Source organism: Bacteroidota bacterium, assembly GCA_020161395.1.
Lineage (GTDB): Bacteria > Bacteroidota > Ignavibacteria > Ignavibacteriales > Ignavibacteriaceae > UTCHB3.
In genome coordinates, this window is the sequence record JAIUOE010000009.1 from 100,559 (window position 1) to 127,513 (window position 26,955).

The following is a 26,955-nucleotide window of genomic DNA, read 5'->3' on the forward strand; positions in this document are numbered from 1 at the left end:
GAGAAACCAGAGTATCTGAGAGACTTGAGAGACTCGAGAAACCAGAGTATCTGAGAATCATTTAAGTTTATTATCTTTGGCTCTTAAAATTACAAAAATAGATTGCTGTAAAAGCGGTTATCACTCAGTTACTCAAGTCACTCGGATACTCAAGTTTCTCAAGTACTCGAGTCACTCGAGTCTCTCAAATCACTCTTACAAAATTTGAAAGATACATATGAAAGATCACGAAAACATCAATTTTGAATCGAAATGTGTTCATGCAGGCATTGATGAGTATGAGTTTGGGGCGGTAGTTCCGCCGATTTACCAGACATCAACATTTAAGTTTAAATCCGCACAGCATGGTGCCTCGCTTTTTATGGGTGAGGGCAAGGGACACATCTATACAAGAATGAGCAACCCGACAGTTGAAGCGATGGAAGATTCTGTTGCAGCGCTCGAGGGGGGTGCCAAGGCACTCGGATGTGCAAGCGGTATGGCAGCAATAAATACTGTTTTTGCTACCTATCTCTCTGCAGGTACCCATATAGTATGCTCGCAGGCTGTTTACGGACCGACAAATACCCTGCTGAAGACCGTTTTCTCAAGATTTGGCGTTGAAACAACATTTGTTGATACGACCGATATTGCTGCAGTAAAAGCTGCAATGAAAGAAAATACAGTTTTGGTTTATGTGGAAACACCCGGAAATCCCACACTCGCAATCAGCGATTTGGCAGAGATTGTAAAAATTGCACATGAATACGGTGCAAAAGTTTGTGTTGATAATACATTCATGTCGCCTGCACTTCAAAGACCATTCGAATTTGGGGTTGATGTTATTATTCATTCCATGACGAAATTCCTTAACGGACATGCAGATGTGGTTGCGGGAATTGTAGTTGTAAAAGATGCTGCTGATTATACACCACTTAAGAAAGTGTTGAATCAGACGGGTGGCGTTATCGATCCTTTCAATTCATTCCTTGTGCACCGCGGAATTAAGACACTCGCCATCAGAATGGAAAGACACTGCGAAAACGCTCAAAAAGTGGCTGAATTCCTTGAAAAACACGATATGGTTGAGTCTGTTACTTTCCCCGGATTGCGTTCACATCCTCAATACTTTACAGGATTGAAACAGCACAAAGGGCACGGAGGTATGATTACATTCGAACTGAAGGGTGGCTATGATGCCGGTGAAATCATGATGAATTCCGTCAAACTTTGCCAGCTCGCGGTAAGCCTCGGAGGTGTTGAATCACTTATTCAGCATCCCGCAAGTATGACCCACTTCTCGATGGGACCCGATGCCCGCAAAGAAGCCGGAATCACAGAAGGCATGGTAAGATTGTCAGTTGGTATCGAAAACCACAAGGATATCATAAAAGACCTTGAGCGCGCCCTCTACGAAGTAGGCGAAGCATTGAATGTAAAACAGGAAAAGAATCTCTTTAGATAATCTTTTTCTGCTATAAAATCTTATTCACTGATACACATCCTGATTTTTCGGGATGTGTATTTGTGTTTTAGGGGCGATGGGTGCGCAGGGGACGCAGAGGGGTTTTTTTTAATTGAACACGGATGAGACGGATTAAACAGATTATCACGGATGGGGATTTTGAGCCATTGTGCGAAAAGCTATTAGCTATGATCTATGAACTGACCTGAAAGAGCCCTTGTGCGAAAAGTTATTAGCTATTATCTATGAACTGTGAGCTGCCTCGAAGTAATTCATAAACCGACAAAAATAATATCTGATGCTTAAGAGAAAACCCCTGTGGCAACAGGTTTTTCAAACCTCAAACTTCTGACCTCAAACCTCAATATTATAGCGTTCCAAACACCCTGTCGCCGGCATCACCCAAGCCCGGGACGATATATCCTTTTTCATTTAAGCCTTTGTCCAGAGAAGCGGTATAGATAGCTACATCGGGATGATCGTTCAGTAGTCTTTTTACACCTTCGGGAGCCGCAATGATGGAAGCGAGGATAATATTATTTGCTCCGCTGTCTTTCAGGATATTTATTGCTGCGGATACACTTCCGCCGGTTGCGAGCATCGGATCGAGGATGATTACAAGGGAGTGTTCAAGGTTCTTAGGGGTTTTGTAGTAATATTCGATAGGCTCGAGGGTTTCTTCGTTTCTTTTTAAGCCGATGTGTCCCATCTTTGCCTGAGGGAGGAGCTGCAGGAAGGCGTTCGCCATGCTTAGTCCGGCTCGTAAAATAGGTACCAGTACTATCTGGGTGGCTATTTTCTTCCCTTTGGTGGTTTCAAGCGGAGTTTCCACTTCCACTTCCCTCATTTTAATTTTTGGACTGATCGCAATGCAAAGCGAGTAGGCTATGCGGTCGAGGGCGTTACGAAAATCGCGTTGAGGAGTCTCTTTATCACGAAGATAGGTGAGATCTCTCACTACCAGATTATTGCTGACAACAGTAAAATTATCCATTTTTCTTCCGTTCATTTGATCTTTAAGGCTGTTTGATCATCGATTAATACTTTAATAAATTTTATTCCGACAAAAATTACCACCGCGAAAATCAGGAAATTGAAAAGCCAGGCAAAGAGAAGTGCTCCCCAAAAGTAGCTCAGCATCGAAAGTGTATAAAGCGCAACCACTGAAATGTAAAGGGGAATAAATCTTTTGCGTACAGGGAGGCTTGAGTCGGGGTTAAAAAAAGAGCCGTAGAAATAAAGTTTTTGCTTGTCTATGGGGAGTTGAAAATCTCTTTCAGGCAGGTTGTCAGCAATTCCTTTGTTTTTTCGATATGCCCGAAAAGCCAAATAAATTGCGGAGAGCATCAAGAGGCTCAGAAAGGCGGTGGTAGTAAAAATTATTACATCGGTATCAAGGATCATCAGAGTATTCGGGCTAATTTCTTTTTATAAATATCATCAAAATGCACCTGCAAAGATAAGTAAAATGAGATTCTTTCTATAAAACAAGCAAATAGTGAGCGGGAATTAATTCCTTCTCATTCTAATAATTTCATTAAACTCTTCCTCTTTTACGGGGAAGACTGACAACCTGTTCCCTCTTTTGATTAAAAGGATATCCTTTAAAGCAGGGTTTTCCTTTATCTCCTGAAGTGTGACAAGCCGGGGAAATTTCTCAACCAGTTTAATGTCGACCATTATCCAGACAGGTTTATCGGGCGTTGAATCCGGGTCAAAATAATTTGAATTTGGATCGAAGGCGGAAGTGTCGGGGTATCCTTCCCGTACCACTTCACACCATCCGGCGACACCCGTCGGGTCTGTGCTGCTGTGGTAAAAAAGCACCTTGTCACCATTTTTCATCGAGTCACGGAGAAAGTTTCTCGCCTGATAGTTGCGAACCCCGTCCCAGCAGGTTGTCTGAAGAGGTGAATTAGCGAGATCATCAATGGAAAAGACATCAGGTTCAGATTTTACAAGCCAGAAGTTCATTGTTTTCTCCTGAATTCGGCATTTATATACGATTTATACGAGCGATCCGGGAGTAAAAAGTCGACTTCATATTTGATGAGTGAATCACCTTCAAAGTCGTAGATTATTCGAAACATCTGATCTTCACGGGTTACATAATCCATACTGCTCCCTTCAAAGATGAATTTTTGATCATCTTTTTTGAAATCACCGTAAGCATTAATTGCGAAATTTCCGAGTTCGTCCATTGAGTAGAGAGTGTATTTCTGAAGCCGTACATCGTAACCGAGGTAAGCAATTGAAGTTATTGACATGCCAAAAGCGATGTTTTGTGAACGGGATTCGAGAAATCTGCCACCGAGTACAATCTGATTTCTGCATTCTCCTGTCCCCTTAAGTGATTTTTCTCCTTCTGTGTCGAAGAAAAATTCAATCTGCACATCCCACTCACCTTCAAAAAGGGAGAGTTTTTCATGTTCTTTCTGAACAAGGGTCAGTTCTTCAAGAGTTGTCCATTTATTGGATTGTGAGAATGCCGTCGATGCAAACAATATTAAAAGGAAAAGTAATTTGTCGTATTTCATTCTGCAAATATTTTGTTTTTCGTAATGCAAATATACCAATAATAAAAAAGAGGTTGTCCATTTTCATGAACAACCTCTTTTTGAATTATGATTTATGAGTTTAACTCACAATTATTTCATTAAAATCATTTTTTTGGAAGAAGTGAAGTTTCCGGCTTTGATGGTGTAGATGTAGGATCCACTGGAAAGTTTAGCAGCATCAAAAGCTATCGAATGATTGCCGGCTTCCTGTTTCCCGTTTACAAGGGTAGCAACTTCGGTACCCATAACATCATAAACCTTTATAACAACATTGGAAGCTTCAGGAATTCTGTAGGAAATCGAAGTTGTCGGATTGAACGGATTGGGGTAGTTCTGATCGAGTGCGTAGGAATTCACCATGGCAACATCAACTTCAACTTCCTTTGAGTAGGCAGATGTTCCGTCGAGATCGATTTGTTTCAGGCGATAAGTGTATTTACCTGCCTGAAGATTGGCATCTGTGAAGTTGTAATTGTGAACAATGGTTGAAGTACCGTTTCCGGCTACGAAAGCTACTGAAGAATATTCAGTGCCGGCAGCTTTTCTTTCGATTTCGAAACCTTTGTTGTTTGCTTCGGTGGCAGTGCTCCAGTCAAGAACGACTGAACCATTGCTGGAGGAAGCAGTAAATGAAGCGAGTTCAACAGGAACTGCGGCTCCATAACCTTTTGTGATGGCTCCATTGCTTCTTACACCCCAAACTGCTGTTCCGGTGCGGGCTTTTGTGATATGGTAGTAGCTTCCGGCAGTAGCAGTGTAGGCAGTGGTCCATGCAGTACCATTGTTAGTGGAAGCATAGATAGAGGTTGCCTGTCTGGTTACCCACCAGTTGGAACCTTCACCCGTGATACCGCTGATATTACCTGATCCGGGAACGGTAAGAGCTGACCATGTTGTGCCACTGTTGGTGGTTGCCATAAAGTTTGAACCACCCGTTAGTCCAACAGTTGGTGAGTTGAACCACACCGTGTATGAATTAACCTGACCTGTGGTAGGCTGAGCTGTCCAGTTGGCTCCAAAATTGGTAGAGTACCATATTTTAGTTCCGTTGGTACCGAACCAAACATTGGTACCTGACATAAAAAGACCGTTATTCCATCCGGCAAAACCCTCTGACGGGAGGTACATTCCTGTGGAATCCCAAAGAGTACCACCATTAGTGGTGCGGAAAATTGTCCATCTGCCACCTACAGGGTCGCCATAGAAAATTCCTGTGTTGGCATCAGAAAACCATATACCATCACCGAAACCGCCGGTTTGGTTCAACTGGGTAACCCATGTTGTTCCACCGTTTGTGGTTTTGTAGATGTATGTTCCTGTGGCAGGGGAGGTGGTGATGTAGCAAATATTTGCATCTATTGCAAAAACTGCATAGACATCCTGATTAGCGATTCCGGCACCGCCGACATTTGCCCATGTTGTTCCGCCGTCAACAGTACGGAGTACGATTCCGGCAGCTCCGCCAACCCAGCAAACCTGATCTGTAGGTGCGGAAGCGGAATAAAGTGCGCCTGTAACGCCTGAGGTCTGCTCTACCCATTGAGCATTAGCCACAGAAAACAAAACCACGAGAAGAAAAAGAAGTCGATAGGATCTCATATGAGGTCTCCTTATATAATTTACAGCCCGGAAATGCCTTGATTATGTGACATTTTTCGAACTGTCAAATAAATGTAGCTAAAGTTATCCAAAAAAATAGTAATAACAAAGAGGAAAATTGTTTTTTATTTAAAAATACCTCTGCGAACGGATTAATGTTAAATTATTCACGATTGCTATATTTGAGGTAACGAATCATGGAAATTAAAATGAACGGTATTGCAAAATCAGTAACGGCGCTCGCACTCGTTCTTTTGACGATGTCTGCTTTTGCCGGTAATGGAGACTCTCTAATGGCGAATAAAGCTGAATTTGTGCCTGACTGGGCAAAAGATGCCGTCTGGTATCAGATTTTTCCTGAAAGATTTAGAAATGGCGACAGGAAAAACGACCCGACACTTCAGGATATTGACGGGGCATACCCGCATGATATTACATCTCCCTGGAAAATAAGTCCATGGGGATCCGACTGGTATGAACTTCAGCCGTGGGAAAAGGAAAACGGTAAAGATATCTGGTTCAATCTGCAAAGAAGAAGATACAGCGGTGACCTTCAGGGAGTTCTCGAAAAACTCGGGTATCTGAAAGACCTGGGGATAAATGCAATTTATTTCAATCCTTTATTCATGGCACCTTCACTTCATAAATATGACGGGGCTACATTTCATCATATAGACCCGACTTTCGGACCCGACCCTGAAGGGGACAAAAAACTGATAGCCTCGGAGGTATTTAATGACCCTTCGACCTGGAAATGGACATCGGCAGACAGACTTGCCCTGCAGATTATTCAGCAAGCTCATGAACTCGGAATAAAGGTGATTTTCGACGGAGTTTTCAACCATATGGGGTTAAAATCACCCGCTTTCATGGATATCGTCAAAAATCAAAAAAACTCTCCCTACAAAAACTGGTTCGCAATAAAATCTTTCGCTGATCCTGAAAAAGGGACAAAATTCGAATATGACGGCTGGTTTAATGTAAAGGAACTCCCAGAAATAAATGAGGATGAGAACGGAATTGTCGCCGAACCGAAAAAGTATATCTTTGATATCACAAAAAGATGGATGGACCCCAATGGTGACGGGAATGTCTCTGACGGTATCGACGGCTGGCGGCTCGATGTGGCTTTCTGTGTTAAGCATCCCTTCTGGAAAGACTGGAGAAAGCATGTCAAATCGATAAACAGTGAAGCCTACCTCACTGCAGAGGTGATCGACTCGATCAAGGTGATCAAGCCTTATCTCGAAGGCGATGAATTTGATGCCGTGATGAACTACAATTTCGGTTTCGCTTGCGCTGACTGGATTATGGCGGAAAAAACCGGAATATCAACCTCTGAATTTGATAAAAAACTTGAAAAATTGAGGAAAGCATTCCCGGCGGGGGTCGAATATGTCCAGCAAAATCTGTTCGGAAGTCACGACGCCAACAGGATCGCCTCACACGCAATGAATGCAGATCTGGGACGATACAGCGACTGGGGTAAATGGTACGGTATTTCGTTCGCCGGTAATTCAAATTATTTCACAGGAAAACCATCCCCCGAAGCATTCAAAAAGCAGATGCTCTTTGCCATTTTGCAGATGACTTATGTAGGTGCACCGATGGTTTACTATGGCGACGAAGTCGGGATGTGGGGTGCCAACGATCCTGATTGCAGAAAACCGATGCTTTGGGACGATATTGAATATCAACCCGAGGTTTACAATCCAGACGGAACCAAGAGAGCCACTCCCGATGAAGTCAGTATAAACCATGATCTTCTGAAGCACTACAAAAAACTGATTACGATAAGAAATGCCCATGCATCACTCCGTAGAGGCAGCTACAAAACCATAAAAGCTGATGACGAGACGGGTGTTTTTGGGTTCGAAAGAAAATTTGAGAACGAGGAAGTGATGGTCTTCCTGAACAATTCACCGGAAAAAAGATCATTCCCCGTGTTAAGGGGAGGGAAGTACCTTGATGTTCTCAACGGTAAGGAGGTTTCGTTTTCGGCTTCTTATAATCTGCTCGAGATACCACCGATGTGGGGAGTCATCCTGGTTAAAAAGTAAAAAGATTTCCCGAGAGCGGCGGAGCCACAGGTGAAGAGGGTGGCTCCGATGCTGCAGGTCCTTTATCGTTGATTTCCGCCGTTTGTAACCTGTTCCCGGCAGCAGATCATTATTTAATTTTGACCGCGTGATTTTTCCGTAATTTTGTTCCTTAATCAGGAAAGCTAATTGGCAAAAATATTTTCAAATCTCTACAAACTTTACACAAGCGACCTTAAAGACGGTGATGTCCAGCGGCTGATACGGTCGGAGGCACCCGAAGTTTACCAGTTTTATCTGGAGAGTGCAAAAAAGCGAAACTACGCCAAGATGAATAAAGAGCAGAAGACTTTTGCTCTCATAAAGGATATAATTTACGCTTTTTTAAGCAAGCTCTCACCGGTAAGAAGAATTGCATTCTCACTCGCATTTGTCATTTTCTTCTATGCATACCTTGCAAATCTGTGGTTTTGGGCAGGTCTCTCATTTTTAACAATAGTTGCACTTCTTGCCTTCGAGGTAGCTGAAAAACTTACAGCCGCCAACGAACTCGACATCGCGAAAGGCATTCAGGAAGAGTTAATTATGAAGGAACCTCCTCAATATGAAATGCTTCAGGTGGCATCCTACTCAAAACCTGCAAAGACTGTCGGAGGAGATTTTCTCAACTGGTTCCACCTCAACCATGAAAAGAAAAGGCATCTTTACCTTCTCGGCGACATTTCCGGGAAAGGGATGCTTGCGGCTCTCTATATGGTTCGGGTTCACTCTCTGTTGATGTATCTGACGAAGGAAGAGGAGAACTCCCGCAACATCCTCGTGGAATTAAACAAAGTATTGAATGCCATTTTTAAACCGGGACTTTTCTTTACCGCTGCCGGAGTAGAAGTGGAAAATGAAAATGAATTGAAACTTTTCAGAGCCGGGCATATGCCGTTTGTTCATTATGATGCCGAAAAAAAGGAAGTGTCGCAGATAAAACCTGACGGCATCGGAATAGGAATGAGGGACAGGGGAATCTTTGAAAAATCACTTAATGAGCATTCTGTAACTTTAAAACCCGGTGACATACTTTTGGTCTATTCCGACGGTCTGAACGAAGCCGTCGATGAGCACGGGCACGAATATGGCACTCAACGGATCGAGAAAAACCTCCTCAAGTGCACTGATAAATCTGCCGAAGAAATCCTCCAAATGTTCATCCGCTCGGTCAATAATTTTACATATAATGTTCCCATGAGAGACGACATCACAATCCTGGTTATGAAGGCTGAAGTCTGATGTCAGAAGTTTGAGGTTTGAAGGGGACGCAGATGCACGCAGATTAAACGGATTTACGCTGAGGAAGATCTGATTACTTATTTGAAATAGTTACAATAAGAAATCAGACCTTCCAAAAATCCACTTCAAACTTCAAACCTCAAACCTCAAACTTCAAAAATTCATCCCTATTTAATCACAGTCATCTTTTTTGTGATCGAGTTTCCATTTGATGAGAGGGTATAGAAATATACTCCGCTTGTCAGTCCCGTTGCATCAAAATTCACTGAGTGGTTTCCTGATTCGAACATACCGTCTGCAATTACTGCAATTTCTTTTCCTGTTACATCATAAAGAGTGAGTTTTGCATTTCCCTGATTCGGGAGAGAAAACTTTATAACAGTTGACGGATTAAACGGATTTGGATAATTCTGCTCCAGTGTGAAACCTTCGATTGCTCCTGAACCGTCATCAACTCCTGCATGTGTCCACAACTGGGCAATAAATGCGTTCGGTACAGCGTCAAAGTTGCTCGTCAGGTTTCCACCCATAAAAATGATTCCGGAATATTGCTGCTGTTCGGTGATATACAAAGACCTGGAGGAGTAATAAGGCCAGTGATCGAGTATTACATCTGAAACAGGGAACACAATGGTTGATGTAAACTGATGGAAGAAAAATGGTATACTCACATGATTCTTCCCTTGGGGATCGGTCCATATTTGCGGGATCATCACCAGATCATTTACCCGGGTATCAATAATTGGAGAAAGATACAGATATGTAAAGCCGGTGCCTGTCTGGCTTATCGGAAGTGATGGGACGATTACTTCGAATTGTTTTGTAACCGGATCAACAGTAAAGACTCTCCAGCCTTCACCATTCTGAAATTTTCTGGCAAGAAAGACATATTTACCGTTCGAGAGTTTTTTGTGTTGCATGTCTTCGCCAAAATCGGTTACCACCCTGTAATCGGGATCGTCTGCAAAAAGATTGTCACGGATTTTAGTAAATGTATTGGTTGCCGGATTGTACTCCTCAACTGCTCCGGAAAACAAACCGCCATAGACTCCCCAGCCGCCGAACATGATGGCACCACCGTCGGAAGTCGGTACAAAAGTAGGATAAGCCCGTGGTTGATTCAGATTGCCGGTAAGAGTAACCTGATTAGTTGCCAGATCGATAACCTCGCCGACTGCCGCTGCAACATCGCTGTACCAGCATCCCGCAACTAACACTTTTCCGTTTGCAAGCTGGACACCGTTAGCCATTGTACGGGCATTCAGGAGGGCTGGTCCTGCGGCACTTTGCAACAGATTCGGGTAAACCCTTTCGGTTGTGCTGAGCTGACCCACTCCCAGATCGGAAGACATCCCACCGATCAGGAGGCAGGTGGAGTCACTGAGATGCACTATTCCGGTCGCATCTCTGAAGTCTGTGAGGGTGAAGTTTGCCCAGGCAGAGTCGTTGTGTGCGACTGAAGTTACTGTGTTCATTCGAGTAAAACCTGAGGAGTGACCACCTATTGCGAGGTAGAGTCCGCTTGAAGTGGCTACGGTCTGGCTGTTCATTCGAGGGAATGGCATGTCAGGCAGTGATTGTTTTGTAACCCCCTGTGCAGAGGTTGAAACAACCATCATTGAGATGGCGACAAAAAAAGAGAAAAAAGTCTTCATGGTTATATTCCTTCCTTCAAAATCTTCGAATTCCTTGTGCGAACGATGATGAAAACCGCATCAGGCAATTTGAACCAACTGCTCGTGAATCAAGAAGTATGCCAAACGGAAAATCTGTTTCCCGTTGATTACTTTATAAAATTCCCGTATATCTCTCATTTAATAGAAAAAATTTTTCATTTTTAAGAAATTTGTATTTAAATGGGTTACCGAAACAAAATAGAACCGCCTGTACATTTTAAAGCAGGGGAATCGATTTCTTTCTTATTTTCGAGAGTTAAAAAATTTTCAATTTAAACCACCAAGAGAAAAGCTTTATGCGTTTAAAACTCATCCAATTGTTCTTGATCCCGCTTCTCGTGACCGGTGTACTTTTCGCACAGGACGAAGAGAAAGAGAAAAAAGACCCTCTTCAAAAGGAAAACTTCAGTGGATTGAAATGGCGTAACATCGGACCCGCACTTACGAGCGGGAGAATCGCCGATTTTGCCATAAACCCGAAAAACAACAGCGAATATTTCGTAGCCGTTGCCAGCGGACATGTGTGGAAAACCACGAATGCAGGCATCACATTCGATCCTGTATTTGAAAATCAAGGAGCCTACTCGATCGGATGTGTAACCCTCGATCCCAATAATCAGCATGTGGTTTGGGTTGGTACAGGTGAAAACAACCACCAGCGCGCACTCGGTTATGGAAACGGTGTTTACAAATCGGTTGACGGTGGCAAGTCGTGGAAAAACATGGGTTTGAAAGATTCCCGTCAAATTGGCGATATAGTTATAGACCCCCGAAATTCAAATATTGTCTTCGTTGCTGCTGAAGGATCGGTCTGGGGACCCGGCGGTGAAAGAGGCCTCTATAAAACCGTTGACGGTGGCAAAACATGGAAAAAAGTGCTCGAGATCAGTACAAACACGGGTGTCAATAATGTTACATTCGATTCCCGAAATCCTGATATCATGTATGCCACTTCGGAGCAGAGAAGAAGACATGTTTACGGAAAGATTGGCGGTGGACCCGAATCTGCTGTTTATAAATCAGAGGACGGCGGAGAGACATGGGAAAAGATTATGAAGGGGCTTCCCTCTGTGCATCTTGGCGGTATGGGAATCGATATTTCTCCTGTTAATCCTGATGTTTTGTACCTGATTGTGGAAGCAGCCGAAAATCAGAGCGGATTTTACAGAAGCACCAACCGTGGGGCAACCTGGGAGAAAATGAGCGATTATGCCTCCTCAGGACAATATTTCAACGAGATTTACTGTGATCCAAAGGATGTCGATAAGGTTTATTCGATGGAAGTGGTTTCCCGCGTTACCACTGATGCAGGAAAGACCTGGGTTGCACTCGGAGTAGATGACAGACATGTGGATGATCACGCCCTTTGGATAAATCCTTCAAACACAAACCACCTTTTAATAGGTGGGGATGGCGGTATCTACGAGTCTTTTGATGGCGGAAAACTTTGGGACTTCAAAGAAAACCTTCCCGTTACTCAGTTTTATCGCGTTTTTGCTGATAATTCTGCTCCCTTCTATAATGTTTACGGCGGTACACAGGATAACAGCAGCATGGGAGGACCCTCACGCACACTCAGTTCTGACGGCATTGTAAACTCCGACTGGTTTATTACCAACGGAGGCGATGGTTTTTGGTCGGCTGTCGATCCTGAAAATCCCGACATTGTTTATGCGGAGTCACAGTATGCAGGAATGGTCAGATATGATAAAAAAAGCGGTGAAGCAATCGATATCAGACCTGAACCCGGAAAAGGTGAAAAAACTTACAAATGGAACTGGGATACCCCTCTTTTTATCAGTCCTCATAAAAATACACGGCTCTACACCGCTGCAAATATGGTGTTCAGGACCAATGACAGGGGTGACAACTGGGAAGTGATCAGTCCCGACCTGACAACGGGAATCGACAGAAATTCTTTCCCCGTTATGGATAAATACTGGGGAGTGGATGCGGTTGCCAAAGACCGTTCGACTTCACTTTTTGGAACGATTGTTTCACTTGCAGAATCCCCCGTAAAAGAGAATCTTCTCTATGCAGGCACTGACGACGGACTGATTCAGATCACCGAAGATGCAAAGACCTGGAGCAAGGCTGGTTCCTTCCCCGGAGTTCCTGAATACACTTATGTAAGTGATGTCCTTCCTTCACGATTCAATGAGAATGTGGTTTATGCCTCCTTCAACAACCACCTGCGGGATGATTTTAAACCCTACATCCTTAAGAGTGAGGATAAAGGGAAATCGTGGAAACCAATTTCTGCCTCACTTCCTGAAAACGGCTCTGTCTGGAGTATTGCGGAAGATTTTGAAAATCCAAATCTCCTTTTTGCGGGTACCGAGTTCGGATTTTTCTTCACCGTGGACGGTGGTAACAAGTGGATAAAGCTCCAGAACGGCCTGCCTGATATCCCCGTGAGAGATATCTTCCTTCACAAGCGGGAAGGTGATATTGTAATTGCGACCTTCGGCAGGGGATTTTATATTCTCGACGATTACACGCCGCTCCGAAGCGTGACAAATGAACTGCTACAGAAAGATGGACACATCTTTGGTGTCAGGGACGGCCTGATGTTCATCGAGATGGCGGGCAGATACGGGACTGGCAACACTTACTACAAAGCACCAAATCCCGAGTTCGGTGTAAATATCACCTATTACATAAAGGAAGTGCCGAAAACCCTCAAGGAGATCCGGAAGGCAAAAGAAGCCGACCTGTTTAAGGAAGGGAAGCCGATACCGATACCGACTGACGCGGAACTTGATGCCGAACAGCGTGAGGTCGCGCCGTATCTCCTCGTGTGGATCGAGGATGAAACAGGACAGATTGTGAGAAAACTCACGAAACCTGCCACAAAAGGAGTTAACAGGATCAACTGGGATCTAAAACATCAGATGATTACGAATCTGAAAGTCGATAAGTTCAACTCGAACATGAAGACGCAAAGTTCCAACCTCGTGATGCCAGGAAAATTCACCGCCACCATTTTCATGGTAGACCGTGAGGGTGTATCTCCACTTGCGGATAATGTTGAGTTCAAGGCGGAAGCTCTCCGGAACACGACTCTCCCCGCCGTCGACAGAGCGGAACTGGTGAAATTTCAGTCTGATGTGCGCGAACTTTCGCGGATTGTACGCGGCACTTATATTTACCTGACCGAACTGATCGGAAAAGTTAACGCTCTTAAGCAGGCGGCACTTTACTCACCAAGTACGGGTTATGAGCCTCTTCGCAGGGTTGACAGGATACTGGACACTCTCAATACGGTGCTTCTGAAATTCGAGAGGAAATCGAATTTCCCAAGTGCGGAAGAGAATCCACCATCTCCGGTTACTATCAACGAGAGGCTTAACACACTGCTTTGGACGCACTGGCGTTCGACCTCAGGCGTCACAAAGAACGAGAGGGTTGCCTATGATGTTCTGAAATCGGAATTCCCTCCTCTCTATGAGATCATCAAGAGGATGGCCGAAGTTGAAGTCAGAAAACTCGAAGACGAGCTTGACTCCTTCGGAGGTTATCTCACCCCCGGAAGACTCCCCGAGCTGAAGTAATTCAATCCGGATAATTTTAAGGCTGCACCTTTTGAATCAAAAGAAGGGTGCAGCCTTTTTTTATGGAAATCATTTTTACTAAAAATTTTGCGATAAATAATGTATATTGTAGTGTAACGCAAAAAAATATTGGAAACATTGCATTGATAAAGAACCGTTTGAATCACTGGATTGAGAAACTACAGTCTTTTGGCCGATATTCTTTCACTCTGGAAGAAGCAAGATCAGAATTTGTTGCTCTGTCTGATGAGGCTGTGCAAGCCACAATATCCCGCTTAGCGATAAAAAAGAAAATACGGTCGGTGTTCCGTGGATTTTACATTATTCTCCCCCCGCAATATGCAGGTATGGGAATACTGCCCCCTTCATTATTCATCGACGACCTGATGAATTCGCTCCACCGTTCCTATTATGCAGGATTGCTAAGTGCTGCCGGATTTTATGGATCTTCCCATCAAAAACCTCAGGAGTTTTTTGTTGTTACGGAATTCCCGGTACTCCGAAATACAGTTACCGCCGGGATAAAAATTAATTACCTGAGCAGAAATGAGATTAATAACCATTTCTTGAGACGCCTAAAAACTGATTCAGGCTATATTACAGTTTCTTCACCCGCCCTGACCGCAATCGATTTGGTACAATACAATCACAGAATTGGAGGACTTAACAGGGCATCAACTGTTTTGAGTGAACTCACAGATGCTTTTAATTTGAATGACTTTTCAAGTGACTTACTCAATTATTCGACAGTCTCAACCATTCAGAGATTGGGATATATCCTTGAAGAAGTGCTCGATCAGAGTGAAATTGCACAAAAGATATTTGATGGAATAAAAAACTCCAATCGCAAATTTCAGCAAATCCGTCTTAATCCGGCGAAAGATGTCAAAAAAAGAGTTGTCAATAAAAAATGGAACATAATTGTTAATATGGAGATAAACCCGGATCTATGATACCAAAAGCTTACATTACAGAATGGTCTAACTTCGTGCCTTGGAAAGCAAACGAGCAAGTCGAACAGGATCTGGTGACATGCCGGGCTCTGCTTGAAATCTATTCCGATGAGTTCCTGGCTAAAAGTCTGGCATTTAGAGGTGGAACGGCTTTGCATAAGCTTTTTTTAGCGCCCCAGATGAGATACTCGGAAGATATAGACCTGGTACAGATTAATGCCGGTCCCTTTGGTGAGATAGCTGACAGGATTGCCTTGAGACTTGGCTTTTTAGGAGTTCCGAAAAGGTTAAGGAAAGAGAATAATTTTACCTTGTTGTTTAGATTTGAATCGGAGTATCCACCGGTTCAGACTCTTAAGTTGAAAGTGGAAACAAACTGCCGGGAACATTTTACCGTCACCGGATTCAATGAAGTCCCCTTCGCTATCAATTCAAGATGGTATTCGGGAAGGACAAACATTGTTACCTACCATTTAGAGGAACTTACAGCGACAAAACTTAGAGCCCTTTACCAGCGAAGTAAGGGGAGGGATTTATATGATTTGTATAAAGTTCTAACAATGCATCCTAATTTGGATTACATTAAAACACTTGAAATATACTATCACTATATGAAGTTCACAGTTGAGCCGCCTTCAAAAAAGAAATTTACGGATAATCTCACCGATAAAATGCAGGATTCCGATTTTCTTGGTGATACGACTGCGATCCTCAGTCCAAGTGAGAAATATGATCCTGTGCAAGCCTTCCTTTTAGTGAAAAAACATTTCCTCGAGAATCTCTGACCGATATTCCGTAATTTTGCATAATTGAAAAGGAGAAATTTGTATTGAAAAATGACTGGAACGCCCGGTTTGGAGTTGAAGAATTTGTGTACGGGAAAGAGCCCAATGCCTTTTTTAAGGAGGAAATTGACCGTCTGAAGCCGGGGAGGATACTTCTTCCTGCCGAGGGAGAGGGGCGAAATGCTGTCTATGCTGCAAAAAAAGGGTGGGAAGTTGTCTGTTTCGACTGGAGTGATGAAGGAAAAAAGAAGGCTGACAAACTCGCTGAAATGGAGGGAGTGAAGATAAATTATTTCGTTAGCGAAATTTCCTCTTTTGATTATCCGTCCGGAGAATTCGACGCTGTGGGGCTTGTTTTTGTACATTTGCCGGAGGAAGAAAGGGAAGAACTCCATAAAAGTGTGATCAAAACCCTGAAACCCGGTGGGAAACTGATATTCACAGCTTACGATAAAACCCAGCTCGGGAAATCATCGGGAGGACCAAAACAGATCGAACTGCTCTATTCCCTCGCACAGATTGTCGAAGATTTTATCGATCTCGAGTTTGATATTTTCGCAAAAGAAACAGTTGAACTTAGTGAGGGAAGGCTGCATGCCGGCAGTGCCGATGTGATAAAGTTTTCCGGTATCAAAAAATGAAAAAAGTTCTCTTTCTTACATATTACTGGCCCCCGTCAGGGAAGGCATCCCTCCACTGGCCTCTTAAAATGATAAAGTACCTGCCCGAGTTCGGTTGGCAGCCTGCCGTCCTGACTGTGGAGGATGAATCTTTCATGCAGAAGGATGAATCGATGGAGAAAGAGATTGATCCTTCTCTTACCGTAATCAAGACTCCTTCTATCGAACCGTTTGAATTTTACAAAATTTTCACCGGCAAAGGTAAGGACGCACAACTCGTTGCCTCGGAAACCATCTCAAAGGAAAACAAGAGTCTGGCTCACCGGATTTCATTGTGGATCAGGATGAACCTTTTCATTCCCGATGCAAGGATTGGCTGGTATCCTTTCGCAGTAAAAGCCGGAAACAGGCTTCTTCGTGATGAAATTTATGATGCCGTAGTTTCAATTGGTCCACCACATTCGGTACACCTCGCCGCTGCCAAAATTGCAAGGAATGCAAACATTCCGTTTTATCCCGTGTTTATCGATCCCTGGCTTAACATTGCCTACTACAAAGGGCAATCGAGGAGTAAACTTACGGTAATGATTGACGGGTGGCTCGAAAAGAGGACACTGGAAAAAAGCCGCAGGGCTGTTTTTGTCACCGAAACCTCCCTTGCTGATTATGTATCAAGCTATCCTTTCCTTAAGGAAAAGGGAAGGGTTCTTCACTGGGGCTTTGATGAGGAGAAGTTTGCCGGATTTAAACGGATCAAAAAACTGGGGGATGAAAGAGTACTGCTCCATTCGGGCAACATTTTCGATTTTCAAAATCCCGAGAAGCTTTGGGGTTACTTAAAACAGAAAATAGATTCTGGAGAAAATTTCAGGGTCTGGTTTACGGGAACTGTAAGTCCCGGTGTCAGACGGTCAATTTCGGAAGCAGGGCTCGATGACCGCACCTCGTATCTTGGATTCCTTTCCTACGATGAAATGCTCGAAGTGCTTGCAAAAGCCGATTTTCTTTTAGTCTGTGCAATGGAAAAACGACACTTCCCCGGGAAGCTGTTTGAGTATTTAAGGACGGGAATTCCCATTCTCGCATACGGCGATGACAATATTGAAGTGGAAGGGGTGATTAAATCAGCTAATGCAGGGATGATGCTTCCGTTTTCAGCGGACGGTTCAGAATTTTTTGAAAAAGTTGAATCATTCAAAACCGACCTCAACATGATAAAAAACTTTGACAGAAAAGTAATAGCAGGAAAATTGAGTCTGATTCTCGGGGAGTGAACCTCTTTAAATAGCGTCATCCATTCTCCCTTTCATTTCTTGTTTATTATACTTATTTTTAATTATTGTTAAAATGAATTACTTACAAATCAAATAAATACCGGAGATAACCCATGAAAAAGCTGATATTTTTAGCTTTGCCCCTTTTCATCCTTTTTGCCGCTTCCAATCTTAACGCACAGGATGCTTCAAAGAAAAATCACCATACGGAAAAAGACAGCACAAAAAAAGAAGCCTGCTGCTCGACCGACTCAACTAAATCAGGTGACTGCTGCTCTGAGTCAAAAGACGCACACAACCATGACATGGGAAACAAAGAAGACAAATCTGTAAAAAAAGTATGGAACAGTGTATGTCCTGTTACAGGAGAAGCAATTGAACCCGGTGCACCAACAGTTGAACACGATGGAAAACTTGTAGCTCTCTGCTGTAAAGGATGCGTCTCAAAATTCCAGAAAGATCCTGCCAAGTTTCTTAAGACCCTCGATAAAGACGGTAAAGCGCTGAAAAACAAATCGTAAAATTTCGATTTTCACAAAAAAAAGAGGCTGTCTCATTCGGGGCAGCCTCTTTTGTTTTAAAGAAAGGTTATTATTTAGAATACATTATACTGAAGTGTAACCGCTGTCCGGAAGTCGGTCACTTTCAAAAGACCGCTTCTGTTAAGTGAAGAAGTGATGCCAAGGTTGATGTTGTTTTCGAGGTAGAAAATAAATCCTGCCGAAATTGCATGATCGACATAACTGTCTTCGTTCAGAGGGAATATCACAGTATTTCTCTTTATATAATTCAACTGATATCCGGCAACAAAGTTAATTTTGTTTCCGAGTTCATAGAAGTAGTCAACACCTGCGGTAACAATTACCGTTTTGAAGAATGTTGAATCAAACGGGGTATTCATGTTCGCATATGCGTTGATCTGTGAATTCCAGCCGATTGGATTGGAGAATCTTCCGCCTAACGACAGAGCAGGTGAATTGGTGGGTGATTTATCCCTGGTTGAAAGATTGAAAAGAACACCGGCGGTTACATCCCATCCGAAGAATCTTTCATTTACTCTTTCGTTGATGCCTTTAAGAACCTGTTGTGTTCTGAGGATACCAATAGCTCCAAGTGCGCCGCCCTGTAACAATCCTGTTGCCCTCATCTCTTTTTCGATATCTTCATACCAGTTTTTCTCGTAGGTGTCACCAAAAACACCACGATATTCCTGTTCTCTTTCAATGATGTTGGCGATTTTGATCATGGTCTCTTTTGGGAGTCTGGTCGAAATAACGCCTTCTTTCAAAAGGTGATCTTCAATTCTGACCGCTTTTGCGAGGGCTGTTGCATTTATATAACGACCGTAACCACCGCCGACAGTAAGGTTTGATTCAATCTGTTTGAAAGTGTTGGCATGACGGAGATCCATTGCGCCAAATCCGAACCAGTCTTTATCATCTGCGATGTACTTCCTGATACTTGGTCTGATGCTGATATCGTGGCTGTATTCTTCAAATGTTTTTCCTGCCGTTGCATCAATATCGATGAAGTAAGCGAAAGGAAGAGAAGAATAGAAATATCTGAAAAGACCGCTTGCCTGTGCTGTGTTTGAATTTACATGTGTCGTCGCAGAGTCAGTTGTCTGGGCGAAATTGTAACTTCCGTTAAGGCGGAGAATCTTTGCCCGGCTGATCGGGACTTTGTAGTCCTGAACAGATACATTCTGGGCAAATGAGGTGCCTGCAATTACAACGATAGCAAAAAATGTAACAATTAGTCGCATTTTGGCTCCTTTTATATGTTAATGAAGATTAATAGATTAACTTACAAATATTTCCGACAAAATGCAAATAAGAACCTCAGAGATACGGAACCTCAGAGATTCAGCACATCATTTTAGTCGGGATACTGAAGTTCTGAGGTTCTGAGGTTCCGAAGTTCTCATCTACTGAAGTTTCGAAGTTCTGAAGCTCTCCCGTGTTCTGAGGTTCTGAAACTCCGGGGTTCTGAAGTTCTTTATATTTTTATTGAGTCTTCCTGAGCGGGCGTCAGATTGTGAATTGAGCTGAGGCTCAGTTTTATTTTCTGCTTCCAGTCGGCACCGTATTTATCGAGGATCGATTTGAAGGCGATAAAGTCGGGTTTTCTTATTTTAAAATCGTAGTCACCCGTTTTTTCATTCATAATCGGCAGAATATGAAGCAGTTCATGGTGCATAAGGATGTATCGTTCTGCCTCATCAAGAGCTGTCCAGAGATCGAGGGAGACTTCAACTATGTAATCAAAGCCGGAGAAGAATCTCAATTCGGGGCTTGTTTTGAAGGTTTTGCTCGGCACGGTTTTCGATATGTTGGGGCTCACAAGAAGGTAAGCCACCTGTGCGGGCATAATGTCGAGTTTCTGTTCGGTAATCACTTTATTTGCAAGAAATTTTAATTCTTCCGATTCTTCATATTCCCTTTTTTTAGGTTCCTTAGAAGGTTGGTCTTTAAAATCAAACATTTGTATAATTCTCCTTTACTCTGAAAAAACTGATTTTACAAAATTGAATTCATCCTCGGTGAGGGGTTTGTCTGCAGCCGAGAGGTTGACCTTTACCTGTGCGAGATTTCTGAATCCCGGAATAACTGCAGCAACTGAATTGTATTTCAAAAGATATTGAAGTGCAACCCGGGCGAGGTCTTCCGAAGTGTTGCCAAACTCTTTTTTGAGGGCTTCAATTTTTGGCTCAAGTTTTGCAAGGTTTTCAGCCGAAAATCTTGGGGCATTTGCACGGTGGTCACCCGGTTCAAATTTAGGCGGGTTGTCTTTTGAATATTTTCCAAGAAGAAGTCCCTGGGCTACAGGTCCGAAAGCAACAAATGAAATTTTGTGTTCTTCCATTGTCTTGGCAGTCGGGGTTCCTTCCACGAGATATTTATCATCAATGGCGCTCGCGGAGCTCTGGAATGCTTCGGGTTTTATTTTTGGACCAAGGGTTGCAAACCGCTCGTGTGAATATGAGGACAAACCGATTACTCTGATTTTGCCTTCTTCTTTCAGTTTATACATCATTTCAACAGCGTCATCGAGGTAAACATCGTCTTTCCCGAAATCACCGTGGTGGAAATAGTAGAGGTCGATAAAATCCCTCTTGAGATTGATGAGTGATTGTTCACACTGGTGGCGGATATGGGCAGGTTCGTAGGCATGGGCTGCGGTTCCTTTGAACCATCCGATTTTTGTGGCGATGGTGATGTCATTTACTCGCTTGCCGAGAATTTTGGAGAGCATTCTTTCAGCTCTGCCATTTCCGTAAACATCCGCATTATCGAAATGGGTGACACCATTGTCAATGGCATAGTTTATAGCGTCCGCCACTTCATTTTCATCTACATTCGCCCAACCGTTCGGGGTGCCGTCAACCCAGTTCAAACCACCGAGTGTCCAGCAACCGAGACTGATTTCAGAGATTTTCAGGTCGGACTTGCCAACTTGTCTTGATTTCATTTTGAATCCTTAAATTTTAATAACCAATAAGCAAAGATAAGAAATAAGGGACTCTGAAAGAGAACGATTTGGGGGTGTTGGTCGCCGGAATTGTGTAATTTATCTAATTAATTTTTTATAAAAGGTAAAAAGTTTTTATTTTGCGTTCCATATTATTTTTAATAATCATCATTACAAAAGTCTGGCAAAATGATCAAATTAGGATTGGTAACATGCCGGGAATACCCGGAACTTACAGAGGATGATCAGCTTCTGATCCCTGCATTTAAAGAAAAAAAGATAATAGCGAAACCGGTTATATGGAACGATGGACCCCTCCCTCCAAACGAGTATGATCTTCTGATTATCAGATCCCCGTGGGATTACTATCTTTCCACTGCTGAATATATTTCCTGGATGAATAAAGCCAACGCTGCCGGTTATAAAATTCTGAATAAACCGGAAATCGTCAAGAAAAACCTTCACAAGAGCTATATCAAGGAATTACAGAGAAGAGGTGTGCTTACTGCCGATACGATGTTTATTCCAAAAGCCAGTATTCTGAAGCTGGAAGAGGTTTTTGAAAGAAAACGGTTCAAGACGGTGGTGATAAAACCTGCAATTTCTGCCGGTGCCTTCGAGACCTATCTTGTTCACCGGGATGAGGCAACCGAGTATAACGCAATTGCTGCCAAAATCCTCGAGTTCTCCGACCTGATGATTCAGGACTACATTGAGGAGATTGAAACCAAAGGAGAGTATTCTCTGGTATTCTTTAACGGTGAATACAGTCATGCCGTCCTGAAGACGACCGCCCCCGGTGAGTTCAGAACACAACTGGAGTATGGCGGTATTGTGGAATCAATCAAACCCTCCGCTGACATGATCGATATGGCTTACGAGATAAACGATGCACTCGGTTTCGACACTTTATATTCAAGAGTGGACGGGATAATGACCAAAGACGAGTTTAAAGTGCTTGAACTCGAGATGTTTGAGCCGTGTCTTTACTTCTCTTACAATGAAAAATCGGTTAAAAGGTTTGTCGAAGCCGTTATCGAACGGATAGGCTGATTTTAATCACTCTTTTTTTACGGCGGTTTAAGTAAATTTCATACTCGATTTCCCAATTATCGGAACAGAAGTTTGAAATTACTTATACCGCTTTTTTTATTCGCTTTTACACTCTTTCCCCAAAATTTTAAGTGGACGAAACTCCCTGTCCCCACTCATAAAACCATAAATTCAATCTCGTTTATCGACAGTCTCTACGGATTTGCTGCCGGCGACACCGGTCTTGTGATGAAAACGACCGATGGGGGCAGTTCGTGGCAGGTGCAGACACTTCCCCGAAACAAGGATATAAGCGATATCACATTTGTGAGCAAAACAACGGGGTATGCAGTCGCTCTCGATTTTGAATCATCCCCTTTTGGTACACTTTTTTATAAAACAACCGACGGCGGTGATTCCTGGGTGGAAAGCAGATACAGAGGCGACGAGGTCTATTTTGTTTCACTTCATTTTCTCGACTCGCTTCGGGGGTGGACGAGCGGACTTGAAGGTAAAATTGCCTGCACCACAAATGGTGGTGATGAATGGATTCCTGCACTGAACGACACGAGTGAGTTCACAAACTTCCCTGTTCTCGGTTTTTCATTTTATACCGACACACTCGCCTTCGCTTTTGGAGGGCATATAGATATTGCCGGAGTTGTCTGGAAAACCACGAATGCGGGTGGTTACTGGAAATCGCATGGAGTGGGACCTGAGCCGATACGGGGGTTGATTGTATTTGACAGTCTCAATCTCATCGGAATTGGTGGTGATTTTGAGTACGGAACCGCAGTTGTAAAATCAACAGACGGAGGGGAAACCTGGGATTACAGAAGCCTTGATGTTTTCGGAGTGCCCTACGGACTCTCTTTCCGGACTGACACTGAAGCGTGGGTACCTCTCGGTTTCGCACAAAAACTCCTCTATACCCCGGATAAAGGGACAGTTTGGCTGGAATACTCCGCCCCTGACAGCGGTATTCTTTATGACATTCAGTTTACCGATTCCCTGACAGGCTACACAGCAGGGAGAAACGGTTATTTTGCAAAGTACAGCAGGAGTATCGTCGGGATAAAGGAAGATATCCCCCTTTCATCCTTTGAAACATTCAAACTTGGTGAAAACTACCCGAATCCTTTCAATCCCGTTACTGTAATACCCGTAACCCTTGCAGAACCCGCACAAATTACCCTCACGGTTTATGATATCAGAGGAAGGGAAACAGGCTTTGCAGTCGAAGGAAATTACGCTGCAGGTTATTATGAATTTAAGTTTGATGCCGGAAGAGCATCTTCGGGTGTCTATTTTTACAAATTAAATGTGGTGACTGCCGCGGGTAAAAAGTACTCTCAGGTAAAGAAAATGGTGGTTAACAAATGAATATTCACGATTTACCCGGTTACAAGGGGGCTGCATTTCTAAAAATTCTTCCAAAACTCTATCGGGATCCTCTTGGGACGCTGAGCGATATCGTCGCCGGGGGTGAGAGAGTAATTCCATTCAAGTTCGGGAAGTATATCCTTTTTCTTGTGAACGACCCTTCAATCCTTCGTCATATCCTAAAAACAAATTACCGGAACTACCCAAGAGGGAAATCGCTGAAGGGCATCTTCCCGCTCCTTGGGAAGGGCTTGTTCACAAGCGATCACGACCTCTGGGTCAGGCAGCAAAAAAATCTGACACCTGCATTTCACACCAAAAATTATGCGGAGTTCGAACAGATAATAAGAGAGGAGACAGGGAGATTCTGCTCTGACCTCGAAGCCATTTCGAAGCAATCCGGCAATGTCGATATGCAAAAAGAGTTTAAAACTTTGATGCTCAAAATTCTGGCGAAGGAGATGTTCTCTCCTGATTTGAAGTTTGAACCAGAAACCATCATCGCAAAGCTTGACGCCGTGCTCGACTATACGAGTATAAAAGGGGAATTGATAAGAAATGTCGTTTCGGGTGTAAAGGGGCTGTTTGGTCTTCGCTACACTCCTCCACTCTACTACACTGAATCGTTGAAATATCTTGAAGATTTTGTCGCGGAATTTTTCGGCAGAATAGTGAAAAATGAATTGCGACCGGGAGCCCTCACTTCCATCCTGAAGGAATTAAAAGAGCAGGGCGAGATCGACGATACCCAGGTGCGGGATGAAATTATGACATTTCTTTTCGCAGGTTTTGATACCGTGGCAGAGGGGCTTTCCTGGAGTCAGTATCTTATCTCCACCAGTCCCGGCACAGACGAAAAGATTATTTCGGGAAGCGAATCACGCTGGCTTGGTGCTGTGATAAATGAGGCACTGCGGCTTTATCCCCCTGCATGGGCGTTTTACAGAATTGTTACCGAAGATGACGATATTGACGGGCTCCACTTCCCTGCAAAATCGTATCTGATGATCTCACCATATCTGTTACACAGAACACCAAAATACTGGGAGAATCCGCATTTATTTAACCCCGAAAGATTTGTAGAAGAGGATCAGCCCGAGGTGAACCACTTCCACTACATACCCTTCGGTCAGGGTCCCCACATCTGCACAGGAAGAAGAATAGCAATGTTCGAGATGCATCTGATCCTCTCAATCATCACTCCCAAATTCCGATTCATTTACACGGGGAAAAATCCACCCGAGGCAGATCCCGGAATAATAATGAAAGCAAAGGATGCTCTCCTCTTCAAAGTTGAGATGAGATAATGAGCGAAAACGAGAAAATAAGGCGGGTAATCTCCCTGACAACGGGTAACAGTCTGAAAAACGGATTCATGATTCAGTTTCCCGATGGTGAAATGTGGAACCCCGTCCCCGATTCGGTACCCGGTTTTACACTTAAGCTGAAATCAGCGGGTTCATTGAAGAATACGATCTTTCCGCCGACGGAATTGAATGTAACCGAAGCATATCTTTTTGACGAGTTTGACATCGAAGGTGACCTTTTTTCAGTTTTTGAAACTGCCTACGAGTTGTCCGGGGTAAAGAGGGGGCATTCCGAAAATCTCAGTCTCCTCCTCAAAATTCTCTCCCTGCCTTCAAGTCCCCGAAAGAAAGAGAAAAACTTCGCCAGGAGGATGTCGGGTCAAGCCCACTCTCTCGAGAGGGACAAAGATGCCGTCTCATATCATTACGATATGTCCAACGATCTCTACAAACTCTGGCTCGATCCTCAGATGGTTTATTCCTGTGCGTATTTCAAAACCCAGGATACTCCTCTCGAGGAAGCTCAAACGGATAAACTCGACTATATTTGCCGGAAACTTGCCCTTAAAGAGGGAGAGAAGTTACTCGATGTCGGGTGCGGATGGGGTGCCCTGGTTATTCATGCTGCACAAAATTATGGAGTTACTGCTCTGGGTGTCACGCTGAGTAAAAATCAGGCGGAACTGGCGAATTCCCGGATTCAGCAACTCGGGCTCACTCAGAGGTGCAGAGTAGAGGTGAGGGATATCAGAGAGATGGAAAATGAACAGTTTGACAAGATTTCATCGGTTGAGATGTTGCACCACATCGGCTACAATTCACTCCCTCAATATTTTGAAAAAATCAGGCAGCTCCTTAAACCGGGCGGACTGTCGTTTCAGCTCGCTGTTACGAGTAATGCAGCGAAGGGAAAATATCGCGGTCCTCTTTTCGCACCAAAATATTTCATGCCCGACTATGAACTTTCACCCGTCGGGGAGTATTTAAAAATCGCCGAAAGAGGGGGATTTGAAGTGTATGACCTCGAGAATCTTCGTCAACACTACATGCTGACAGCACGGCACTGGCTAAAAAACATCGAAAACGGGCATGATGAAATTGCAGGTGTTACAGGTGAAGTAATGTACAGGGTTTACAGATTGAGCATGGCGCTTATGGCATACGGATTCAATTCGAACATGATAAACCTCTACCATTTTGTATTGCGAAAAACAGAAGGGAAAGGGAATTATCCCCCTTTAACCCGCTGGTATTGAGATGAAAGGAGAAAAGATGAAGGAACTTTATTTATTACGACATGCAAAGTCTGACTGGGATGACGATTCCATTTCAGATCACGAAAGACCCTTAAACAAACGGGGATTCCGTGACGCCCCCGCCATGGGAAATTTAATGAAAAGGGAAGGAATGGTGCCTGATCTTGTTGTATCAAGCACAGCGCTCAGGGCGAAAACCACCGCAGAACTGGTGACGAAGGAAATCAACAGGAAACCGGCGGATATAATTCTTCTGGGGTCACTCTATCTTGCATCGGCGGCAGAAATCCTTGCGCAAATCAGGCAGACGGATGAATCGACGGAAAGACTTCTATTGGTAGCTCACAATCCCGGCATCACAAATCTTGTAAACCGGCTCGCCGGTAATCCTGTTAATTCAATCGAAATGCCGACATGTGGTCTTGCACAGTTTATATTTCCCGGGAAATGGTGCGATGCAAATTATGCCAGCTTCAGACTGATTCATTTCTATACTCCAAAATGATGAAAACCTCGCTGAAAATTATCTCCCACCTCTTCAGGTCGATAGCCTGCTTAACATACCCCCTTCCATATTAAAAATATTTTTGAGATCTCTTGACATTAATTACAAAAATTTGTAATTTAACTCCAGGATATAATTAAACACGGGAGAGTAATGTAAACGCAGGAAATATAACAAACGGCACAAAAATTGTCCGGTTATTACAAGTTATCCGGCAG

General features: G+C 43.5%; 23 protein-coding genes. 14 read left to right on the top strand and 9 right to left on the bottom strand.

What is annotated here, in order from left to right; all coding sequences use genetic code 11:
• The first annotated feature begins 217 nt into the window (after positions 1-217).
• Entirely contained in the window at positions 218-1,444 is a 1,227-nt protein-coding gene (locus tag LCH52_13705) for an aminotransferase class I/II-fold pyridoxal phosphate-dependent enzyme (protein ID MCA0389539.1), read from the top strand.
• 367 nt (positions 1,445-1,811) lie between these two features.
• On the opposite strand, the gene upp is transcribed toward LCH52_13705, so the two are convergent.
• The 5 genes from upp to LCH52_13730 all read right to left on the bottom strand — a co-directional run bounded on the left by upp (position 1,812) and on the right by LCH52_13730 (position 5,601).
• Positions 1,812-2,438: a uracil phosphoribosyltransferase gene (gene upp / locus LCH52_13710; GenBank protein ID MCA0389540.1), complete on the bottom strand. Its 627-nt coding sequence runs from the start codon at positions 2,436-2,438 to the stop codon at positions 1,812-1,814.
• 11 nt (positions 2,439-2,449) lie between these two features.
• Complete coding sequence (locus tag LCH52_13715) at positions 2,450-2,848, bottom strand: hypothetical protein (protein MCA0389541.1); 399 nt, start codon at positions 2,846-2,848, stop codon at positions 2,450-2,452.
• Between the two features lie 105 nt (positions 2,849-2,953).
• Positions 2,954-3,418 carry an EVE domain-containing protein gene (locus LCH52_13720; protein ID MCA0389542.1) on the bottom strand — a complete coding sequence of 155 codons (465 nt, stop codon included), beginning with the start codon at positions 3,416-3,418 and terminating at the stop codon, positions 2,954-2,956.
• A complete protein-coding gene (locus LCH52_13725; GenBank protein ID MCA0389543.1) occupies positions 3,415-3,981 on the bottom strand; it encodes a DUF1579 domain-containing protein in 567 nt (188 codons plus the stop codon). The genes LCH52_13720 and LCH52_13725 overlap by 4 nt, the downstream gene beginning before the upstream one ends.
• Positions 3,982-4,092: 111 nt before the next feature.
• Complete coding sequence (locus LCH52_13730) at positions 4,093-5,601, bottom strand: T9SS type A sorting domain-containing protein (GenBank protein ID MCA0389544.1); 1,509 nt, start codon at positions 5,599-5,601, stop codon at positions 4,093-4,095.
• Positions 5,602-5,810: 209 nt separating this feature from the next.
• On the opposite strand from LCH52_13730, the gene LCH52_13735 reads away from it, so the two are divergent.
• Both LCH52_13735 and LCH52_13740 read left to right on the top strand, forming a co-directional pair.
• Positions 5,811-7,661, top strand: a complete 1,851-nt coding sequence (locus LCH52_13735) for a glycoside hydrolase family 13 protein (GenBank protein MCA0389545.1) — start codon at positions 5,811-5,813, stop codon at positions 7,659-7,661.
• A 168-nt stretch (positions 7,662-7,829) separates the two neighbouring features.
• Complete coding sequence (locus tag LCH52_13740) at positions 7,830-8,921, top strand: serine/threonine-protein phosphatase (GenBank protein ID MCA0389546.1); 1,092 nt, start codon at positions 7,830-7,832, stop codon at positions 8,919-8,921.
• A gap of 167 nt (positions 8,922-9,088) precedes the next feature.
• Here LCH52_13740 and LCH52_13745 read toward each other — a convergent pair whose 3' ends face one another.
• Positions 9,089-10,576, bottom strand: coding sequence for a T9SS type A sorting domain-containing protein (locus LCH52_13745; GenBank protein MCA0389547.1), 1,488 nt, complete (start codon positions 10,574-10,576; stop codon positions 9,089-9,091).
• Positions 10,577-10,893: 317 nt separating this feature from the next.
• Here LCH52_13745 and LCH52_13750 point away from each other — a divergent pair, with 317 nt between their 5' ends.
• The 6 genes from LCH52_13750 to LCH52_13775 all read left to right on the top strand — a co-directional run bounded on the left by LCH52_13750 (position 10,894) and on the right by LCH52_13775 (position 18,304).
• Positions 10,894-14,151: a glycosyl hydrolase gene (locus tag LCH52_13750; GenBank protein MCA0389548.1), complete on the top strand. Its 3,258-nt coding sequence runs from the start codon at positions 10,894-10,896 to the stop codon at positions 14,149-14,151.
• Positions 14,152-14,294: 143 nt separating this feature from the next.
• On the top strand, positions 14,295-15,104 hold the full coding sequence (locus LCH52_13755) for a type IV toxin-antitoxin system AbiEi family antitoxin (GenBank protein MCA0389549.1): 810 nt from the start codon (positions 14,295-14,297) through the stop codon (positions 15,102-15,104).
• Entirely contained in the window at positions 15,101-15,889 is a 789-nt protein-coding gene (locus LCH52_13760) for a nucleotidyl transferase AbiEii/AbiGii toxin family protein (protein MCA0389550.1), read from the top strand. Before LCH52_13755 ends, LCH52_13760 begins: the two co-directional genes overlap by 4 nt.
• 44 nt (positions 15,890-15,933) lie before the next feature.
• On the top strand, positions 15,934-16,530 hold the full coding sequence (locus tag LCH52_13765; protein ID MCA0389551.1) for a class I SAM-dependent methyltransferase: 597 nt from the start codon (positions 15,934-15,936) through the stop codon (positions 16,528-16,530).
• Positions 16,527-17,783, top strand: coding sequence for a glycosyltransferase (locus tag LCH52_13770; GenBank protein MCA0389552.1), 1,257 nt, complete (start codon positions 16,527-16,529; stop codon positions 17,781-17,783). Before LCH52_13765 ends, LCH52_13770 begins: the two co-directional genes overlap by 4 nt.
• Before the next feature lie 113 nt (positions 17,784-17,896).
• Positions 17,897-18,304, top strand: coding sequence for a hypothetical protein (locus LCH52_13775; GenBank protein MCA0389553.1), 408 nt, complete (start codon positions 17,897-17,899; stop codon positions 18,302-18,304).
• A 74-nt stretch (positions 18,305-18,378) separates the two neighbouring features.
• On the opposite strand, the gene LCH52_13780 is transcribed toward LCH52_13775, so the two are convergent.
• The 3 genes from LCH52_13780 to LCH52_13790 all read right to left on the bottom strand — a co-directional run bounded on the left by LCH52_13780 (position 18,379) and on the right by LCH52_13790 (position 21,254).
• The gene (locus LCH52_13780; GenBank protein ID MCA0389554.1) at positions 18,379-19,548 is read right to left on the bottom strand and encodes a hypothetical protein; all 1,170 of its coding nucleotides are present in this window, start codon (positions 19,546-19,548) and stop codon (positions 18,379-18,381) included.
• Between the two features lie 233 nt (positions 19,549-19,781).
• Positions 19,782-20,267, bottom strand: coding sequence for a hypothetical protein (locus LCH52_13785; protein ID MCA0389555.1), 486 nt, complete (start codon positions 20,265-20,267; stop codon positions 19,782-19,784).
• Positions 20,268-20,282: 15 nt separating this feature from the next.
• Positions 20,283-21,254, bottom strand: a complete 972-nt coding sequence (locus LCH52_13790; protein ID MCA0389556.1) for an aldo/keto reductase — start codon at positions 21,252-21,254, stop codon at positions 20,283-20,285.
• A 189-nt stretch (positions 21,255-21,443) separates the two neighbouring features.
• Between LCH52_13790 and LCH52_13795 the strand changes: the two genes are divergently transcribed.
• The 5 genes from LCH52_13795 (at position 21,444) to LCH52_13815 (ending at position 26,737) form a co-directional block, all read left to right on the top strand.
• Entirely contained in the window at positions 21,444-22,307 is an 864-nt protein-coding gene (locus tag LCH52_13795; protein MCA0389557.1) for a hypothetical protein, read from the top strand.
• 72 nt (positions 22,308-22,379) lie between these two features.
• Positions 22,380-23,669 carry a T9SS type A sorting domain-containing protein gene (locus tag LCH52_13800; GenBank protein ID MCA0389558.1) on the top strand — a complete coding sequence of 430 codons (1,290 nt, stop codon included), beginning with the start codon at positions 22,380-22,382 and terminating at the stop codon, positions 23,667-23,669.
• On the top strand, positions 23,666-24,976 hold the full coding sequence (locus tag LCH52_13805) for a cytochrome P450 (GenBank protein ID MCA0389559.1): 1,311 nt from the start codon (positions 23,666-23,668) through the stop codon (positions 24,974-24,976). Before LCH52_13800 ends, LCH52_13805 begins: the two co-directional genes overlap by 4 nt.
• Positions 24,976-26,232, top strand: a complete 1,257-nt coding sequence (locus tag LCH52_13810) for a cyclopropane-fatty-acyl-phospholipid synthase family protein (protein MCA0389560.1) — start codon at positions 24,976-24,978, stop codon at positions 26,230-26,232. Before LCH52_13805 ends, LCH52_13810 begins: the two co-directional genes overlap by 1 nt.
• A gap of 16 nt (positions 26,233-26,248) precedes the next feature.
• Complete coding sequence (locus LCH52_13815; protein ID MCA0389561.1) at positions 26,249-26,737, top strand: histidine phosphatase family protein; 489 nt, start codon at positions 26,249-26,251, stop codon at positions 26,735-26,737.
• Positions 26,738-26,955 lie beyond the last annotated feature (218 nt).

Coding starts and splice junctions, on each gene's coding strand:
- LCH52_13705 (MCA0389539.1), top strand. CDS start 218: ATGAAAGATCACGAAAACATCAATTTTGAATCGAAATGTGTTCATGCA.
- upp (MCA0389540.1), bottom strand. CDS start 2,438: ATGGATAATTTTACTGTTGTCAGCAATAATCTGGTAGTGAGAGATCTC.
- LCH52_13715 (MCA0389541.1), bottom strand. CDS start 2,848: ATGATCCTTGATACCGATGTAATAATTTTTACTACCACCGCCTTTCTG.
- LCH52_13720 (MCA0389542.1), bottom strand. CDS start 3,418: ATGAACTTCTGGCTTGTAAAATCTGAACCTGATGTCTTTTCCATTGAT.
- LCH52_13725 (MCA0389543.1), bottom strand. CDS start 3,981: ATGAAATACGACAAATTACTTTTCCTTTTAATATTGTTTGCATCGACG.
- LCH52_13730 (MCA0389544.1), bottom strand. CDS start 5,601: ATGAGATCCTATCGACTTCTTTTTCTTCTCGTGGTTTTGTTTTCTGTG.
- LCH52_13735 (MCA0389545.1), top strand. CDS start 5,811: ATGAACGGTATTGCAAAATCAGTAACGGCGCTCGCACTCGTTCTTTTG.
- LCH52_13745 (MCA0389547.1), bottom strand. CDS start 10,576: ATGAAGACTTTTTTCTCTTTTTTTGTCGCCATCTCAATGATGGTTGTT.
- LCH52_13750 (MCA0389548.1), top strand. CDS start 10,894: ATGCGTTTAAAACTCATCCAATTGTTCTTGATCCCGCTTCTCGTGACC.
- LCH52_13760 (MCA0389550.1), top strand. CDS start 15,101: ATGATACCAAAAGCTTACATTACAGAATGGTCTAACTTCGTGCCTTGG.
- LCH52_13770 (MCA0389552.1), top strand. CDS start 16,527: ATGAAAAAAGTTCTCTTTCTTACATATTACTGGCCCCCGTCAGGGAAG.
- LCH52_13775 (MCA0389553.1), top strand. CDS start 17,897: ATGAAAAAGCTGATATTTTTAGCTTTGCCCCTTTTCATCCTTTTTGCC.
- LCH52_13780 (MCA0389554.1), bottom strand. CDS start 19,548: ATGCGACTAATTGTTACATTTTTTGCTATCGTTGTAATTGCAGGCACC.
- LCH52_13785 (MCA0389555.1), bottom strand. CDS start 20,267: ATGTTTGATTTTAAAGACCAACCTTCTAAGGAACCTAAAAAAAGGGAA.
- LCH52_13790 (MCA0389556.1), bottom strand. CDS start 21,254: ATGAAATCAAGACAAGTTGGCAAGTCCGACCTGAAAATCTCTGAAATC.
- LCH52_13795 (MCA0389557.1), top strand. CDS start 21,444: ATGATCAAATTAGGATTGGTAACATGCCGGGAATACCCGGAACTTACA.
- LCH52_13805 (MCA0389559.1), top strand. CDS start 23,666: ATGAATATTCACGATTTACCCGGTTACAAGGGGGCTGCATTTCTAAAA.
- LCH52_13810 (MCA0389560.1), top strand. CDS start 24,976: ATGAGCGAAAACGAGAAAATAAGGCGGGTAATCTCCCTGACAACGGGT.
- LCH52_13815 (MCA0389561.1), top strand. CDS start 26,249: ATGAAGGAACTTTATTTATTACGACATGCAAAGTCTGACTGGGATGAC.